The organism is Roseococcus sp. SYP-B2431, from assembly GCF_004336745.1.
Taxonomy (GTDB): domain Bacteria; phylum Pseudomonadota; class Alphaproteobacteria; order Acetobacterales; family Acetobacteraceae; genus Roseococcus.
Genome location: NZ_SJXD01000011.1, coordinates 137,279 through 152,851, shown reverse-complemented (window position 1 = coordinate 152,851; position 15,573 = coordinate 137,279). Strand labels below are relative to the sequence as shown.

At 71.9% G+C, this 15,573-nt stretch carries 12 protein-coding genes; 10 read left to right on the top strand and 2 right to left on the bottom strand.

Annotation, left to right across the window (positions count from 1 at the left end; genetic code table 11):
- Window positions 1-36: 36 nt before the first annotated feature.
- Entirely contained in the window at window positions 37-729 is a 693-nt protein-coding gene (locus EJV46_RS02105; protein WP_131546932.1) for a cyclase family protein, read from the bottom strand.
- A gap of 126 nt (window positions 730-855) precedes the next feature.
- On the opposite strand from EJV46_RS02105, the gene EJV46_RS02100 reads away from it, so the two are divergent.
- The gene (locus EJV46_RS02100; RefSeq protein WP_131546931.1) at window positions 856-1,836 is read left to right on the top strand and encodes a tripartite tricarboxylate transporter substrate binding protein; all 981 of its coding nucleotides are present in this window, start codon (window positions 856-858) and stop codon (window positions 1,834-1,836) included.
- Window positions 1,837-1,863: 27 nt separating this feature from the next.
- Here the strand turns inward: EJV46_RS02100 and hutU are convergent, their stop codons facing one another.
- On the bottom strand, window positions 1,864-3,549 hold the full coding sequence (hutU, locus tag EJV46_RS02095) for a urocanate hydratase (RefSeq protein WP_131546930.1): 1,686 nt from the start codon (window positions 3,547-3,549) through the stop codon (window positions 1,864-1,866).
- A 104-nt stretch (window positions 3,550-3,653) separates the two neighbouring features.
- Between hutU and EJV46_RS02090 the strand changes: the two genes are divergently transcribed.
- The 9 genes from EJV46_RS02090 to tssL all read left to right on the top strand — a co-directional run bounded on the left by EJV46_RS02090 (window position 3,654) and on the right by tssL (window position 15,573).
- Entirely contained in the window at window positions 3,654-3,929 is a 276-nt protein-coding gene (locus tag EJV46_RS02090; RefSeq protein WP_131546929.1) for a DUF3297 family protein, read from the top strand.
- A gap of 124 nt (window positions 3,930-4,053) precedes the next feature.
- Window positions 4,054-5,049, top strand: coding sequence for a YMGG-like glycine zipper-containing protein (locus EJV46_RS02085; RefSeq protein ID WP_131546928.1), 996 nt, complete (start codon window positions 4,054-4,056; stop codon window positions 5,047-5,049).
- 7 nt (window positions 5,050-5,056) lie between these two features.
- Complete coding sequence (locus tag EJV46_RS02080) at window positions 5,057-7,975, top strand: caspase family protein (RefSeq protein ID WP_165585284.1); 2,919 nt, start codon at window positions 5,057-5,059, stop codon at window positions 7,973-7,975.
- 85 nt (window positions 7,976-8,060) lie between these two features.
- Window positions 8,061-9,968 (top strand): type VI secretion system Vgr family protein, encoded by a 1,908-nt coding sequence (locus EJV46_RS02075; protein WP_240782440.1) that lies wholly within the window; start codon window positions 8,061-8,063, stop codon window positions 9,966-9,968.
- Between the two features lies 1 nt (window position 9,969).
- The gene (locus EJV46_RS02070; RefSeq protein WP_131546925.1) at window positions 9,970-10,560 is read left to right on the top strand and encodes a DUF6931 family protein; all 591 of its coding nucleotides are present in this window, start codon (window positions 9,970-9,972) and stop codon (window positions 10,558-10,560) included.
- Window positions 10,560-10,859, top strand: coding sequence for a PAAR domain-containing protein (locus EJV46_RS02065; RefSeq protein ID WP_131546924.1), 300 nt, complete (start codon window positions 10,560-10,562; stop codon window positions 10,857-10,859). Before EJV46_RS02070 ends, EJV46_RS02065 begins: the two co-directional genes overlap by 1 nt.
- A 166-nt stretch (window positions 10,860-11,025) precedes the next feature.
- Window positions 11,026-12,753 (top strand): type VI secretion system-associated FHA domain protein TagH, encoded by a 1,728-nt coding sequence (gene tagH, locus EJV46_RS02060; RefSeq protein ID WP_131546923.1) that lies wholly within the window; start codon window positions 11,026-11,028, stop codon window positions 12,751-12,753.
- A gap of 36 nt (window positions 12,754-12,789) precedes the next feature.
- Window positions 12,790-14,127, top strand: a complete 1,338-nt coding sequence (gene tssK / locus EJV46_RS02055; protein ID WP_131546922.1) for a type VI secretion system baseplate subunit TssK — start codon at window positions 12,790-12,792, stop codon at window positions 14,125-14,127.
- Between the two features lie 63 nt (window positions 14,128-14,190).
- Window positions 14,191-15,573, top strand: coding sequence for a type VI secretion system protein TssL, long form (gene tssL / locus EJV46_RS02050; RefSeq protein ID WP_131546921.1), 1,383 nt, complete (start codon window positions 14,191-14,193; stop codon window positions 15,571-15,573).

Sequence of the window (15,573 nt, the reverse complement as noted above, 5' to 3'; positions counted from 1 at the left end):
GAGCGCCGGCCTTCGGGCCGGCGCTTCCGGCCCTGGCTACTCCTCCAGCCAGGCGACGGGCCGCACCGGGCTGCCCGTGCCGCCACGGATCTTCAGCGGGAAGGCGATGAAGCGGAAACGCCCCTTCCCCACCACCTTGTCGAGGTTGATCACGCCCTCGTAATGCGTGAATCCCATGTCGCGGCAGACATGGTGCACCTCGAAGTTGTTGCGGCCCGGACGGCCGGGGCTCACGGATTCCACGGTGAAGGCCGTGATGCCCTTCTTCCCGAGCCAGGTGGCGCTCTCCTTCGTCAAGCCCGGGAAGTCGGTGATGTAGCCCTCCGTGCCGGTCGCGCGCTTGTAGAAGCCCGTATAGAGCAGCACCGTGTCCTTCGGCTGGATGGTGATGCCGGCCGCCTTCTCCGCCGCCTCCAGATGGGCGATCGTGATGTCGGTCTTGTCGGCCACATGGGTGAGGTCGAGGCAGACGGCCTCGGTGAAGAAGGTCTCCAGCGGCATCTGGTCCACCGTCATCGCGCCCGGCGTCTCGTCGAAATGGACCGGCGCGTCGACATGGGTGCCGCCATGGTCGCCCATGTGCAGGACCATGGTCGCGGAGGAGAACTCGTAGCCGTCGGCCACCCGCTTCTCGTCATGCGTGCTGAAGGGATAGACCTCGATGGTCGGGTGATTCACGAGGCGCTGGCCCTTATGATGAATTTCACGGGACAGATCGATCAGTTTCATGGCGGCCTCTGCATGTTCGATGGGCAAGTATGGCGCCGCAGACAGAGATCGCAAACCCTGCTTCACTTCCGGAAAGCCGGACCAGAGCGCAATCTGTGCCGGATATATCCTTATAAGGAGGAACCCATGCCTCGCAGATTCGCCGCCCTGGGAATTGCCCTGCTCTCCCTGGTGCCGTTCCAGCCGCGCCCCGCCGCGGCACAGTCCTTCCCGGACCGCCCGATCCGCATCGTCGTGCCGATCAACCCCGGCGGCGGGACGGACATCTTCGCCCGCGTGCTGCAGGAGATCGTCGGCAGCTCGCTCGGCCAGCCGATCATCGTGGAGAACCGCCCCGGCGCCAGCGGAACGATCGGGGTGCAGCATGTGATCGACTCCCGGCCCGACGGCCACACGCTGGGCTTCATCTGGAACACGCCGATCACCGCGGCGCCGCACACGCTCGGCGCGCGCTACACGATCGACCAGATGGCGCCGGTCTTCACCGTGGGCTACTCGCCCTTCGCGCTCTGCGCCAAGCCGGACTTCCCGGCCCGCAGCCTGCCCGAGATGATCGCGAAGATCCGCGAGAACCCGAACACCTATACCTGGGGCAATGAGGGGCTCGGCGGCGTGATGCATCTCGGCGTCGAGCGCATCCTCCGGCGCCTCGACCTCCAGATGACGACGGTGCCCTTCCAGGGCGCGGGCCAGACGCTGCCGGCCTTCCTCGGCGGGCACATCACCTTCTATGGCGGCTCCATCGTCGGCGCGATGCCGGCCATCCGCGCGAACAGCGCGCGCTGCCTGCTGCTGACAACGCGCGAGGGCCATCCGGCCGCGCCCGACGGCGCGGGCCTGGACAGCCTCGGCCTCGGCGACATGGCGGTGACCATCTGGTGGGGCATGATCGCGCCCGTCGGCATTCCGGCTGACCGCATGGCCAGGCTCAACGAGGCCTTCGGCGCCGCGATGCGCACGCCGCGCTTCCGCGAGGCGATGGACGCGCAGGGCGCCACGCTCGCGCCGCTCTTCGGGGACGAGATGGGCCGCGCGATGCGGGCTGAGTACGAGGCGTTGGGCGAGGTGGCGCGGACGCTCGGACTGTCCCGGCCACCGGCGCGGTAGTCCGCGAAGGGCGCCGCCCCCTCGCGATCAGCGCAGGATGCCGGGCAGCTCCAGCCCCTTCTCCCGCGCGCAGTCGAGCGCGATGTCGTAGCCCGCGTCGGCGTGGCGCATGACGCCCGTCGCCGGGTCGTTCCAGAGCACCCGCGCCAGCCGCCCGGCCGCCTCCGGCGTGCCGTCGGCCACGATCACCATGCCGGCGTGCTGGCTGTAGCCCATGCCCACGCCGCCGCCATGATGCAGCGAGACCCAGGTCGCGCCGCTCGCCGTGTTGAGCAGCGCGTTCAGCAGCGGCCAGTCGGAGACGGCGTCGGAGCCGTCCCGCATGGCCTCCGTCTCGCGGTTGGGCGAGGCGACGGAACCGGAATCCAGGTGGTCGCGCCCGATGACGACGGGGCCGATCTCGCCGCGCGCCACCATCTCGTTGAAGGCGAGGCCGATCCGGTCGCGGTCGCCCAGGCCCACCCAGCAGATCCGCGCCGGCAGGCCCTGGAAGGCGATGCGTTCGCGCGCCATGTCGAGCCAGCGGTGCAGATGGGTGTCGTGCGGCATGAGCTCGCGCACCTTCGCGTCGGTCCTGGCGATATCCTCGGGGTTGCCGGAGAGCGCGGCCCAGCGGAAGGGCCCGACGCCGCGGCAGAAGAGCGGGCGGATGTAGGCCGGCACGAAGCCCGGAAAGTCGAAGGCGTTTCGCAGCCCCTCGTCCTTCGCCATCTGGCGGATGTTGTTGCCGTAGTCGAGCACGGCCGAGCCCATCTTCTGGAAGTCGAGCATGGCCTGCACGTGCTGCACCATGCTGCGCTTGGCCGCGGCCGAGACGGCGGCCGGGTCGCTCTCGCGCCTGGCCGCCCATTCGCCGAGCGTCCAGCCCGCGGGGAGGTAGCCGTTGCCCGGATCATGCGCGCTGGTCTGGTCGGTCACGATGTCGGGCACGACGCCGCGGCGCACCAGCTCGGGAAACACCTCGGCGGCATTGCCCAGCAGGCCGACGCTGATGGCCTTCTTCTCGGCCGTGGCCTTGCGGATCATCTCCAGCGCGGCGTCGAGATCGTCGGCGCGGTGATCCAGGTAGCGCGTCTCCAGCCGCTTCTCGATGCTGCTGGGCTGGCACTCGACCGCGAGAACGCAGGCGCCCGCGAAGACGCCGGCCAGCGGCTGCGCGCCCCCCATGCCGCCGAGCCCGCCCGTCAGAATCCAGCGCCCCGCCAGCGAGCCGCCGAAGTGCTGGCGCCCGGCCTCGACGAAGGTCTCGTAGGTGCCCTGCACGATTCCCTGGCTGCCGATGTAGATCCAGGAACCCGCCGTCATCTGGCCGTACATCATGAGCCCCCTGCGATCGAGCTCGTTGAAGTGCTGCCAGTGCGCCCAGGCGGGCACGAGGTTGGAGTTGGCGATGAGCACGCGCGGCGCGTTCCCATGTGTGCGGAAGACTCCCACCGGCTTGCCCGACTGCACCAGCAGAGTCTGATCGCCCTCCAGCTTTTTCAGCGAGGCCACGATTCGCTCGTAGCTGTCCCAGTCGCGCGCGGCGCGGCCGATGCCGCCATAGACCACGAGCTCGCCCGGCTTTTCCGCCACCTCGTCGTCGAGGTTGTTCATCAGCATCCGCATTGCCGCCTCGGTGGTCCATTGGCGGCAGGTGATCTCGAGCCCGCGCGGCGCGCGGATGGCGGGAGCGTTGCGGGAGCGGCCCGGGAGAGGCTGGCTTGGCGACATGCGGCGGAAATCCTTCCGTGAGGCGGCCGCCATCATGACAGCCTGGCGGCCGTCGCCAACCGGACGAATTCCCAAGCGCGTGCCTTCTGCGCTAGGAGGGCGGCATGTCCGACGATGCCAGGCCCGCCACTCCCCCCGACCGCCTCGCCAGCGATCCCAAGAGCCCCTTCCACGATGCCGCCGCGCTCGAACGCGGCGTGGGAATCATCTTCAAGGGGGTCGAGAAGACCAATGTCGACGAATACTGCGTCAGCGAGGGCTGGGTCCGCCTCGTCGTCGGCAAGGCCGTCGGCCGCAAAGGCCTGCCGCTGACCATGAAGGTCCAGGGCAAGGTCGTGCCCTACTTCCGGGACATGCCCCGCCCCGACCCCGCGGACTGAGCAGCACCGTCGCGGGGAGTTCTGTCGCGTCTGTCTCACGGGGCCGTTGCAGCGTGTAATGTGCCTAGGCGTTTTTCGAGCCGCGCATTAGCATGCAATTCTCTTGCGTTAGGGATGAACCGCCATGGCCAGCCGTCCGCTCACCCGCGCGACCGCGCTTCTCACTGCGACCGTGATGCTCGCGGGCTGCGTCACGACGCAAGCCGGCCGCATCGGCGCGGATGACGGGCGCGATGTCTGCCGCCAGTACCTCGTGGCCCTCGACAGCACGGGCGACTACTACGGCGAGGACATCCTGCAAGGTGCGGCCGTGGGCGCGCTGGGCGGCGCCCTCGTCGGCGGGCTGGCCTCCGGCAGCTGGCAGGGCGCGCTGATCGGCGCGGCCGTCGGCGGCGCGACCGGCGCGGCGGTCGGCTACTACTCGGCCCTGCAGCGCCAGGCGCAGAACCAGCAGGCCATCTTCGCCCAGATGAGCAGCGACCTCTCGCGCGAGAACGCCCAGCTCGATCGCACCCAGGTCGCCTTCGACCAGCTGACTGATTGCCGCCTCCGCACGGCCGCGACCGTGCGCGACGCCTTCAAGTCCGGCCGCCTGAGCCGCGACGTCGCGCAGGCCCAGATCGCCGAGATCCGCGCACGGTTCCAGGGCGACATCCAGGTCGCGCAGCGCATCAACCAGAGCATCACCGGCCGCGGCGCCCAGTTCGACACCGCCTTCGACAGCGCCCTGCCCGGCGGCAAGTCGGCGGTCATGGCCAGCTACAGCCGGCCCCAGCCGGTCCGCGCCGCGCCGCGCCGCGCCGTCGTCGTGAAGCTCCGGCCGGACGCCGGCAGTTCCGAGGTTGCGCAGATCAACGCCCGCGAGGTCGTGGCGACGCGCCCCGGGCCGGCCGGCTACGTCCAGGTCGAAACCGCCTCCGGCGTGCGCGGCTATGCGCCGGCGGATGCCTTCCCCCCGGCCCCCCGCGGCCAGCGGGCGGCCGCGACACCGCCCTCGGGGGGCACGGACGTGCGCTCGCTGGCGGCGACCAATATCTCGCGCCGCGACAACTTCTCCGAGAGCGTGGGCAATGCCGAACGCCTGGCCGCGGCCGGCGGCGGCTTCGAACTCGCGGGCTGAGGCCCGCTTGCGCCGGCCCCTCACGGCGGTCTTCGCGGCCGGCCTCGTCCTCGGCGGCCTCGCGCTTGCCGGGGCGGTCCGCGCGCAGGAGCCGCCGCAGGCCCCGATCCTGCGGGTCGAGGCGTCGGCGCATATCGCGCCCGTCGCCAGGCTAGCCACCGATGCCACGGGGCGCATTCTCGCCTCGGTCTCCGATGACAAGACGCTGCGCCTCTGGGCGCTGCCCGACGGCACGCCGATCGGCGTGCTGCGCCCGCCCATCGGCGACCGCGAGGAGGGCGAGCTCTACGCCGTCGCGCTGACGCCGGACGGCACCCGCGCCGTCGCGGCCGGCTATACTGGCCGGTCCTGGGATGGCGCCTTCTCCATCTACGTCTTCGAGACCTCGAGCGGCCGTCTTCTGGCGCGGCTGCCGAACCAGCCGGCGCCGGTCTTCCATCTCGCCGTCTCGCCGGACGGCACGCGCATCGCGGCCGCGCTCGGCGGGCGCTCGGGCATCCGCATCTGGGACGCGCGCAACGGCCGGCAGCTCGCTGAGGACAGCGCGGGCTGGATGGGCCCGGCCCGCATGGTCGCCTTCGACGGCGCCGGCCGGCTCGCCGCCAGCTCGGCCGACGGAAAGGTGCGCGTTTACGACGCCTCCGGCCGCAAGGTGGTCGAGCGCGCGCCGGTCCAGGGCGGGCGCCCCTACGGCCTCGCCTGGTCGCCGGACGGCGCGTTGCTGGCCATCGGCTTCGAGGACCGGCTGCGCGTCGAGGTCCTGCAGGCCAACGACCTCCGCAGCGTGCTGGTGCCTGACACCACCTGGCTCCAGGGCGAGGGCCTGCCGGCCGTGACCTGGGCCTCCGACGCGCGTGGCGGCGTGCAGCTCTATGCCGGCGGCTATGCCCGGCGCCAGGGCGGCGCACCGGGCGCTGCCAATTTCGTCATCCGGCGCTGGTCGGATTTCGGCCTCGGCCCGGCGCGCGACATCCCCGCCGCGCGCGACGCCATCTCGCACCTCCTTCCGCTGCCGCAGGGCGGGCTCGCCTATGCCGCCGCCGATCCCGGCTGGGGCCGCATCGCGCCTGACGGCTCGGTGGTCCAGGCGCCGAGCCCGTCGGGCGGCGACTTCCGCAACACCGCCGAATGGCTCGCCGCCAGCCCGGATGGGCAGCGCGTGCGCTTCGTGATTCGGCCGGGCACGCCGCCCCTCGTCTTCGACGGGCAGTCGGGCCAGCTCGTGGCCGATGAAGGCCGGGGGCTGCTGCCGGCGCGGCAGCAGACCTCGACGCCAGGGGGGCGCCTCGTCGTCACCGACTGGCAGAACCGCGACCGGCCGCGGCTGAACGGCCAGCCGCTGCGCCTCGCCGAGGGCGAATACAGCCGCAGCCTCTCGATCCTGCCGAAGGACGAAGCCTTCCTCCTGGGCACCGACACGCATCTGCGCCTGTTCGACCGCTCGGGCCGGCTGCTCGACCAGCTGCCCATGCCCGGCACCGTCTGGGCCGTGGTCGCCGTCGAGGGCATGGCCGTAGCCGCGCTCGGCGACGGCACGATCCGCTGGTTCGAGGCGACCGACCAGCTGCGCGAGCGCGGCGCCCTCTTCGTCCATGCCGATGCCCGCCGCTGGGTGACCTGGACGACGGAAGGGCTCTTCGACCACGCGCCCCACGGCGGGCAGGAGCTGGTGGGCGTCCATCTCAACAACGGCCGCGGCCAGACGCCCGAATGGGCGAGCTTCCAGCAGGCCTATCGCGCGCTCTACGCCCCCGCCGCCGTGCGGGCGCGGCTGCTCGGGGACACCCGGCTCGCCCAGGCGCGCATGAACGAGCTCGGCGAGGTGCGCGCGCGCATCGGCCGGCTGCCGACGCTGTCCGCCGGGCAGGCCTGCGCGGTGGTCGAAGGCGGCTGCTCGCCCGTTGCCTGGGGCGGGGCCGAGCTGCCGGCCGGCGCCAGCGCGCTGCGCCTCACCTTCAACACGACCGATCGCGGCCTCGGCCTCGGCCCGCTCGACGTCATGGTGAACGACCGGATCGCCGTGCGCAGCGCGGCCGTGGCCGGCCCGAATTCCGTGGAGGTTCCGCTCGACCCCGGGCCGAACCGCGTCGCCGCCCGTCTCTATGCCGATGACCGCACGCTCTTCGCCGAGGGCCCGGTGATGGAGCTCCGCCGCCCCGGCGAGGCCGCGCCGCCGCCGGGGGCCGGCCGCCTGATCCTGGTCGCGGTCGGCGTGGACCAGTACCAGCTGGCCGACCTCAACCTGCGCTTCGCCGTCGCCGACGCGCGCAGCGTCGTGGAGACGCTGCGCAGCCGGGCGCAGGGCGTGTTCCGCGAGGTCATCTCGACGGTGCTGACCAACCGCGAGGCCACCCGCGCCAATATCCTGGCGGCGCTGACCTCGGCGGCCCAGGTGGCGCGGCCGGAGGACACCTTCGTGCTCTATCTCGCCGGCCATGGCGTGCGGTCCGAGCCTGACCGGCGCTTCCTCTTCCTGCCGCACGAGACGACCAGCACCGCCAACTGGGACGCGCTGCGCCGCACCTCCCTGGACGAGGGCACGCTGGTCTCCGCCCTCGCCCGCATCCGGGCCAGGGACGGCTTCCTCTTCATCGACACCTGCCATGCGGGCCAGGTGACCATCGACAGCCTCGCCGCGCTGGGCAACGAGACTGGGCGTTTCCTGCTGGCCGCCAGCAGCAGCGTGCAGGAGGCGCTGGACAGCTACGACGACCGGAACGGCGTCTTCGCCTTCGCCATCCGCGAGGCCATGAGCGGCCGGGCGGCGACCGACAGCGAGGGCCATGTCTCGGCGCTGGCGCTCGGCGAATGGGTCACGCGGCGGGTCCCCGTCCTTGCGGCCGAGAAGCAGCACCGACAGGATGCGGTCTTCCGGACGGCGCAGCGCGAGTTGCGCTCGTTCCCGATGGGGGTCGTCGCGCGATAGACATGACAAATCTTATGTCCCCGTCGTGGTTTAGGCCCTCTAAGGTCGTGATCAGGATTCGTGGGGAACGCCTCCTTTGAGCGACGTGTTGAATCTGTCGCATGCCGAGCGGCTGCTGGAGATCTCGTCTCCACTCGGCGCCGACAAGCTGATTCTCCGGCGCCTGTCGGTGCAGGAGACAATCGGCCGGCCCTTCGCGCTGACGGCCGAGGTCATCAGCCAGGAGATGGACCTCCAGCCCTCCGCGCTGATCGGCAAGGCCGTCACCTGCACGATCCGCGTGAAGCATGTGGACCCACGGCACTTCCATGGCGTCGTGCGCGCCTTCGGCCGCGTCGGCGCCTTCGGCCGCGGCCTCGCGGCCTACCGGCTGGAGGTGGTGCCGAACTTCTGGCACCTCTCGCGCACCGCCGACTGCCGGATCTTCCAGGACAAGTCCGTCAAGGACATCGTGACGGCCGTCCTGGGCGACAGCGGCGTCGCCCCGGTGCGCTGGGGCGGCTCGGTGCCGAGCAGCCCGCGCACCTACTGCGTGCAGTTCAACGAGACCGACCTCGACTTCTCGCAGCGCATGCTGGACGAGGCCGGCTGCGGCTATTTCTTCGAGCACAAGGACAACGAGCACACGCTGGTGGTCTGCGGCGCCAACAGCGACTACCCGATGATCGGCGGCGACCCGCAGGTGGTCCGCTCCGATGCCGGCGAGGTCGGCACGCTGATCGACTGGAAGCCGGTGTCGTCGCTGCAGCCGGGCAAGATGGTCGCCGAGGACTTCGACGGGCTGAAGCCCAATACCCTCCTGCAGAAACAGACGGGCACCATCCTGAGCTCGCCCAATGCCTCGAAATACGAGATCTACCGCTGGCCCGGCGGCCAGGCCGTGCGGCCGGAGGGCGACCTCGCCAAGCTCGGCATGGAGACCTACGAGACCGCCGCCGACCGCATCACGGCGACGGGCAACGACCCCACCATCTTCGCCGGCGGCCGGCTCAAGGTGAAGGCCGGCATCGACATCGCGGCGCCGGTCACCTGGCTCGTCGCCTCGACACGGCACGAGGCCTTCGACGAGACGCATCTCTCGGGCGGCGGCGCCTCCGGCTACAGCAACAACCTCGTGCTGATGCCGGCCGACCGGCCCTGGCGCCCCGCCGAGCCGCGGCCGCGGCCGCCCATGGTCGGGCTGCACAGCGCCATCGTCACGGGCCCCTCCGGCGAGGAGATCCACTGCGACGAATACGGCCGGATCAAGGTCCATTTCCTCTGGGACCGGGCGGGCAAGAAGGACGACACCTCCTCCTGCTGGGTGCGCGTGGCGCAGAGCTTCTCGGGGAAGTGGGGCGGCTCCTGGACGCTGCCGCGCGTCGGCGACGAGGTGCTGGTGGCCTTCGAGCATGGCGACCCGGACCGGCCGATCGCCATCGGCAGCGTCTACAATTCCGAGCAGAAGCCGATCTACACGCTGCCCGCCAACAAGACGCAGTCGGGCTTCAAGACGCGCTCCAGCAAGGGCGGCGGCGCGTCCAACTTCAACGAGCTGCGCTTCGAGGACAAGAAGGGCTCGGAGGAGATCAACATCCAGGCCGAGAAGGACATGACCCTTCTCATCAAGAACGACCGCACCGAGACCATCAAACGGCACCGCACGGAAACGGTCGACGGCAAGCACACCGAGACCACGAAGCTGGACCGCACCGCCACGGTCAGCCAGGGCAACGACAAGCTCACCATCGAGATGGGCAACCTGGACCGGCTGGTGAAAATGGGGAACATCACCGAGAAAGCCTCGCTCGGGAGCATCAAATACGAGGCGATGCAGTCGATCACGCTCACCTGCGGCCAGAGCAAGATCCACATGACGCCCATGAGCATCAGCATCGAATCGCTGAACATCGACGTGAAGGCGTCGCTGATGCTGAACAGCCAGGGCCTCATGGCCACGCACAAGGGCGATGCGATGCTGACGCTCAAGGGTGGCCTGGTGATGATCAACTGACATGAGCGCCTCCTCCCCGAACAAGCTGACCACCCCCCTCGAACCGCTGCTGCCGCGGCTCGAGCTCGATGGCCCCGGCACCTCGCTGGTCACGGGCTTGCCCGATGCCGCGGCCGGCGTGGCCCGCCTGGCGGAGGCGGGGCGCATGCCGGACGCGCTCCGCCTGGTCGCCCATGCCCTGCCCAAGCGCGAGGCGGTGTGGTGGGCCTGCATGTGCGCCCGCGCCGTGCCCGTCGCGGAGCCGCCGGCCTGCGACTCCGAGGCGCTGACCGCCGCCGAGACCTGGGTGCGCAAGCCCGACGAGCCGGCGCGCCGCGCCACCATGGAGGTCGCGCAGCGCGGCGGCTTCCGCAGCCCCGAAGCCTGGGCGGCCGTTGCCGCCTTCTGGTCCGGCGGCAGCATGGCGCCGGAGGGCCAGCCGGTCGTGCCGCCGGCCGACCACCTCACCGGCGTGGCCGTGGCCGGGGCCATCATCCTGGCGGCGACGCGCGTGGCGCCGGAGAAGGCCGAGGCGCGCTTCCAGCGCTTCCTTCAATCCGCGCGCGACATCGCCGGCGGCGGCGCCGGCCGCCTCGAACCGGAGAAACCCTGATGGGCATGCCCGCCTCCCGGATCACCGACATGCATGTCTGCCCGATGGTCACGCCGGGACTTCCGCCGATCCCCCATGTCGGAGGTCCGGTCGTCATGGGCGCACCGACGGTGCTGACGGGCATGCTGCCGCAAGCCAGGGTCGGCGACACCTGCATCTGCGTGGGCCCGCCGGACGCGATCGTGCTCGGCAGCTTCACCGTCCTTGTCTGCGGAAGTCCGGCCGCGCGGATCGGCGACATGACGGCGCATGGCGGCTCGCTGATCATGGGCCTGCCGACCGTGCTGATCGGCCCCTAGCTCTTCGCCTCGGGCGCCGGGCGACCGTCGCGCGAGGCAGTCCCGCCAGGGCGTTGCGCTTGACGCAATCGCGCCGCGGGACGCCTACTGTCACGGCGCAAGCCGAAGTAAGAGGCCTCAAACGCGTCCGCATGGACGCCGCCGAAGGGTTGAGAAAGAACGTCGCATGGTGCTGGTCCTGTCCGTCCTTCGCTGTCCGGAGCAGGCCACCCCTGAGCAGCGGCGCGTGCCGGGCGGCGAATACGTCATGGGCCGCGGCACCGAATGCGACTGGCCGCTGCGCGACCCCGACCGCGTCCTCTCCAAGCGGCACTGCGCCGTCGAGTATCTCTCGGGCGCGTGGCAGGTGCGCGACCTCTCGACCAACGGCACCTTCCTGAACAGCAGCGCTGAGCCGGTGGGCCGCGACCAGGTCCGCGTGCTGCGCGACGGCGACCGGCTGCGCCTCGGCGCCTACGAGATCGAGTGCCGCGTCGAAGAGGAGGCCGGCTACGGCGAGGGCCGCTGGCAGTCCGCGGCGGCCGTGCCCGATCCGATGGCGCCGCCCGCCGCCCCGGTCAGCGACATCTTCTCCGTCCCCTTGCCGGGACTCTCGGCCGGCGACAGCCCTCCCTCGGGCGCGGCGCCGCTGCTTCCCTCGGATTTCGATCCCTTCGCGCCGGACGACCATGGCCCCGTCATGCCCGACCACCGGCCGAGCACGAACGACGTCTTCACCCCGCCCCGCGCCACCATGCCGGACCTGCTGCCGACGAATTGGGACGCGCCGGTGGGGCCGAAGCCGGCCGGAACGGCCGGCGATCCCTTCGCGAATCTGCCGGATCCCTTCGCCGACGCGCCTCCCCCCGGTGCGCGGCAGCCCGATCCCTTCGCCCCCCCGCCTGCGGCCCCGGTTGCCGCGCCGCCGCCCGTCCCCTTGGGCGACCCCTTCGCCGATGTGGCAACCCCGCTGCCCCCCGCCCGGCCGGCGACGCCGTTGCCCGGTCCCTTCGCGGATCTCGCGCCGGCGGCGTCGCCGCCCGCCGTCGCGTCCTCGCCCCTGCCCTCGCCCCTGCCCGACCCCTTCGCCGACGCCCCGCCACCGGGAGTGCCGGCCGCCGCGCCCGCCCTCGGCGATCCCTTCGCGGACCTGCCGCCGCCCACGCAGGCGCCACGCCCCCCGGCGCCGCATCCCTCCGCCCACCAGCCGCCGCCGGCCTTCCCGGAACCGGCCCCGCCTTCCGCGCGATCCGCCGATCCGTTCCTGGACGCGCCACCGCCGCCTCCACCGCCGGGCCCGGCGGTGACCGTCGCGGTCAACGTGACGCCGGCGGCGGCACCGGCAGGGGGCGGCGACCTGCAGGCCGCGCTCGCCATCGTCTTCCAGGCGGCCGGGCTTCCGCCGCCGCCGCCCAGCCTCGATCCCTCGGCCGCGCTGAGCTCCGCGGGGCTCGCGCTGCGCGCAGCCATCGCCGGCATGCGCGCCCTGCTCATCGCGCGGGCCGACGTGAAGCGCGAGTTCCGCATCGAGCAGACCATGATCCGCGCGGCCGGCAACAACCCGGTGAAGTTCGCGGCCGACGAGGATGCGGCGCTCCAGGCGCTGCTCACCGCGCCGCGCGGCGGCCCGGCCGCGATCCGCGAGACCGTGCAGGACCTGACGGCGCATCAGCTCGCCACCCTCGCGGCCACACAGGCGGCGGCCAAGGCGCTGCTCGCGCGCCTCGCGCCCGCGCCGCTCGAGGGCGAGGTCACGGGCGGCGGCCTGCTGCCCGGCGCGCGGGAGAAGCGACTCTGGGAGGCTTACAAGCGCCTGCATCAGCAGGTGACCGACCAGTTCGAGGACGATTTCGACAGCGCCTTCGGCAAGGCCTTCGCCCGCGCCTATGAAGAGGCCGCGCGCGGCGGCCGATGATCAGCCTCTAAACCCAACCGGGGAACGTCACGCGGCATGGCTTGGAACGACAAGGTCGTCTGGCAGGAGGGCATGTTCCTCCGCGCGCAGCACTACCAGCAGCAGGACCGGTATTTCGAGCACCTGCTCCAGGCGCGCAGCGCGCCGCTGCGCCCGCATCCCTGGGGGGTGACGGAGATCGCGCTCGACCGCGACCTGCTGGGCGCCGGGAAGTTCGCGCTCTCCAACATCGCCGGCGTGCTCGAGGACGGCACGCCCTTCGCCATCCCCGGCACGGCCGACCAGCCGGCCCCGCTCGACCTGCTGGAGGGCACGCGCAACCAGATCGTCTACCTGGCGCTCCCCGTCCGCCAGCCCGGAAGCCCCGAGGTCACGGCGACGGAGGGGCCGGAGGGCGCCGCCGCCCGCTACGGCCTGCGCGCCTTCGAGGCCTATGACACCCATTCCGACGCGACCCTGCCGGCCGAGCTCGCCGTCGGCCGCCCCCGCCTGCGTTACATGCTGGAGAGCGAGGAGCGCGCAGGCTTCACCTGCCTCGGCCTTGCGCGCATCGTCGAGGTGCAGGCCGACCGCCGCGTGCTGGTGGACGACCGCTTCATCCCGCCCTGCCTGCGCGTCTCCGCCGTGCCGCCGCTCTCCAACGTCCTGGGCGAGCTGGTGGGCATGCTGGGCCAGCGCGCCGAGGCGCTGGGCGCCCGGCTCTCGCAGCCCGGCGCGCGCGGCGTGGCGGAGGTCGCCGACTTCCTGCTGTTGCAGACGGTGAATCGCTGCCTGCCCCTGCTCGCGCACTACGCCGATGCGGGCAACGTGCATCCGGAGACGCTCTACGGGACGCTGGTGCAGATCGCGGGCGAGCTCGCCACCTTCACCGCGCCCGACAAGAAGGCCACCACCTACCCGGCCTATCGGCACGACGATCTGCAGCGCAGCTTCGCGCCCGTGATCGCCGATCTCCGCCGCAGCCTCTCGGCCGTGCTGGAGACCAACGCCGTCGAGATCCCGCTCCAGGAGCGCAGCCACGGCGTGCGCGTGGGGCCCATCCTCGATCGAAACCTGCTGCGCGCCGGCCAGTTCGTGATGACGGTGATGTCCGACATTCCGGGCGAGACCATCCGCCGGCAATTCCCCAACCAGGTGAAGATCGGCGCGGTCGAGCATATCCGCGAGCTGGTGAACGTGGCGCTGCCCGGCATCATCGTGCGGCCTTTGCCCGTCGCACCGCGGCAGATCCCCTTCCATGCGGGCGCCGTCTATTTCGAGCTCGATCGCGGCTCGCCCCACTGGCAGCAGATGCAGACCAGCGGCGGCTTCGCGATCCACGTCTCGGGCGATTTCCCCAATCTGCGTCTCAGCCTCTGGGCGATCCGCGCATGAGCCCCTTGCCCTTCCCGAAATCGGCCGGCCGCGCGCCGGCCGGCAGGACCGTCGAGAACTGACATGAGCGACAATCCCTTCGGCGAACCCGAGGACAACGACCGCACCGTCGTCGGGCGCGGAGCGCCGCGGCCCGTGGCCGGCGTGCCGCAGGGCGCGGCGCCGCCGCCGCCGCAGGCCAGCTCCGCCGGCGCCGCCGCGCCACGGCTGGCGGGCGAGGCCGAGGCGCTGCCCAAGGTCGGGCCCGGGCCGCTCGCCGCCGCCGCATCGCCCCTGCTGCAGATCCTCGCGCGCCTCGCCAATGCCGGCGTGGCTGGCCAGCCACCCGTCGAGGAGCTGCGCGAGCGCGCGCTCCGGGCCCTGCGCGCCTTCGAGGCCGATGCGCGTGATTCCGGCGCGACGGCCGAGGAGATCCGCGCCGCGCATTACGTGATCTCCGCCGCGTTCGACGACGTGGTGCTCAGCACGCCCTGGGGCGCGCAATCGGCCTGGGCGCAGAAGTCGCTGGTCTCGACCTTCCACCAGGAGGTGCGCTCGGGCGAGCGCGTCTTCGACCTGCTGACCGGCATGCAGAAGGATCCCGGCCGCTACAAGGGCGCGCTGGAGGTCAGCTACCTGGCCCTCTCGCTCGGGCTGCAGGGCAAGTACCGTCTGATGCCGCGCGGCGCGGCCGAGCTCGATCGCGTGCGCGAAGGGCTCTACCAGCTCCTGCAGCAGCTCCGCGGCAACTACGAGCGCGAGCTCTCGCCGCGCTGGCGCGGCGTGGACGCCCCGCATCGCGGCGTGAGCCGCAGCGTGCCGGCCTGGGTGGCCTTCGCCCTGGCCTTGGCCCTGCTGGGCGGCGGGTGGTACTACCTCTCCGACAAGCTCGGCGCCCAGGCCGGCGACCTCTATGATCGCATGGCGGCGCTGCCGCCCGGCGCGCTGCCCGCCATCGACCGCACCGCGCCGCCCGTTCCGCCGGCCCCCGCGCCGCCCCCCCCGCCCACCGCCGCCCCCCGGCCGGATGCCCTGCCGACGCTGCGGCAGTTCCTGGCCCCCGAGATCGCGCAGGGCCTCGTGACCGTCGAAGGCGACGCGCAACGGGTTCTCGTCCGCATCCGCGGTCGTGGCATGTTCCCCTCCGCCTCCTCGACCGTGGCGTCCAGCTTCCACGACCTGCTGCGCCGCATCGGCGAGGCGCTGAAGACCGAGCCTGGCCGCGTGTTGATCCAGGGCCATTCGGACAACCAGCCCATCCGCTCCGTGCGCTTCCCCTCCAACTTCGCGCTGTCCCAGGCGCGCGCGCAGGAGGCGGGGAACATCATCATCGCGGCCAATGGCGAGGCCGCCCGTTTCACCATCGAGGGCAAGGCCGATGCCGAGCCCATCGCCTCGAACGCGACGCCGGAGGGCCGCGAGGCCAACCGCCGCATCGAGGTGATCCTGCTGCGAGGGGGCCGCTGA

Excerpts from the sequence above, each read along its gene's own strand:
- tssK (WP_131546922.1), top strand. The coding sequence starts at position 12,790 with ATGGCTTGGAACGACAAGGTCGTCTGGCAGGAGGGCATGTTCCTCCGC.
- hutU (WP_131546930.1), bottom strand. The coding sequence starts at position 3,549 with ATGTCGCCAAGCCAGCCTCTCCCGGGCCGCTCCCGCAACGCTCCCGCC.
- EJV46_RS02085 (WP_131546928.1), top strand. The coding sequence starts at position 4,054 with ATGGCCAGCCGTCCGCTCACCCGCGCGACCGCGCTTCTCACTGCGACC.
- tagH (WP_131546923.1), top strand. The coding sequence starts at position 11,026 with ATGGTGCTGGTCCTGTCCGTCCTTCGCTGTCCGGAGCAGGCCACCCCT.
- EJV46_RS02100 (WP_131546931.1), top strand. The coding sequence starts at position 856 with ATGCCTCGCAGATTCGCCGCCCTGGGAATTGCCCTGCTCTCCCTGGTG.
- tssL (WP_131546921.1), top strand. The coding sequence starts at position 14,191 with ATGAGCGACAATCCCTTCGGCGAACCCGAGGACAACGACCGCACCGTC.
- EJV46_RS02105 (WP_131546932.1), bottom strand. The coding sequence starts at position 729 with ATGAAACTGATCGATCTGTCCCGTGAAATTCATCATAAGGGCCAGCGC.
- EJV46_RS02065 (WP_131546924.1), top strand. The coding sequence starts at position 10,560 with ATGGGCATGCCCGCCTCCCGGATCACCGACATGCATGTCTGCCCGATG.
- EJV46_RS02070 (WP_131546925.1), top strand. The coding sequence starts at position 9,970 with ATGAGCGCCTCCTCCCCGAACAAGCTGACCACCCCCCTCGAACCGCTG.
- EJV46_RS02090 (WP_131546929.1), top strand. The coding sequence starts at position 3,654 with ATGTCCGACGATGCCAGGCCCGCCACTCCCCCCGACCGCCTCGCCAGC.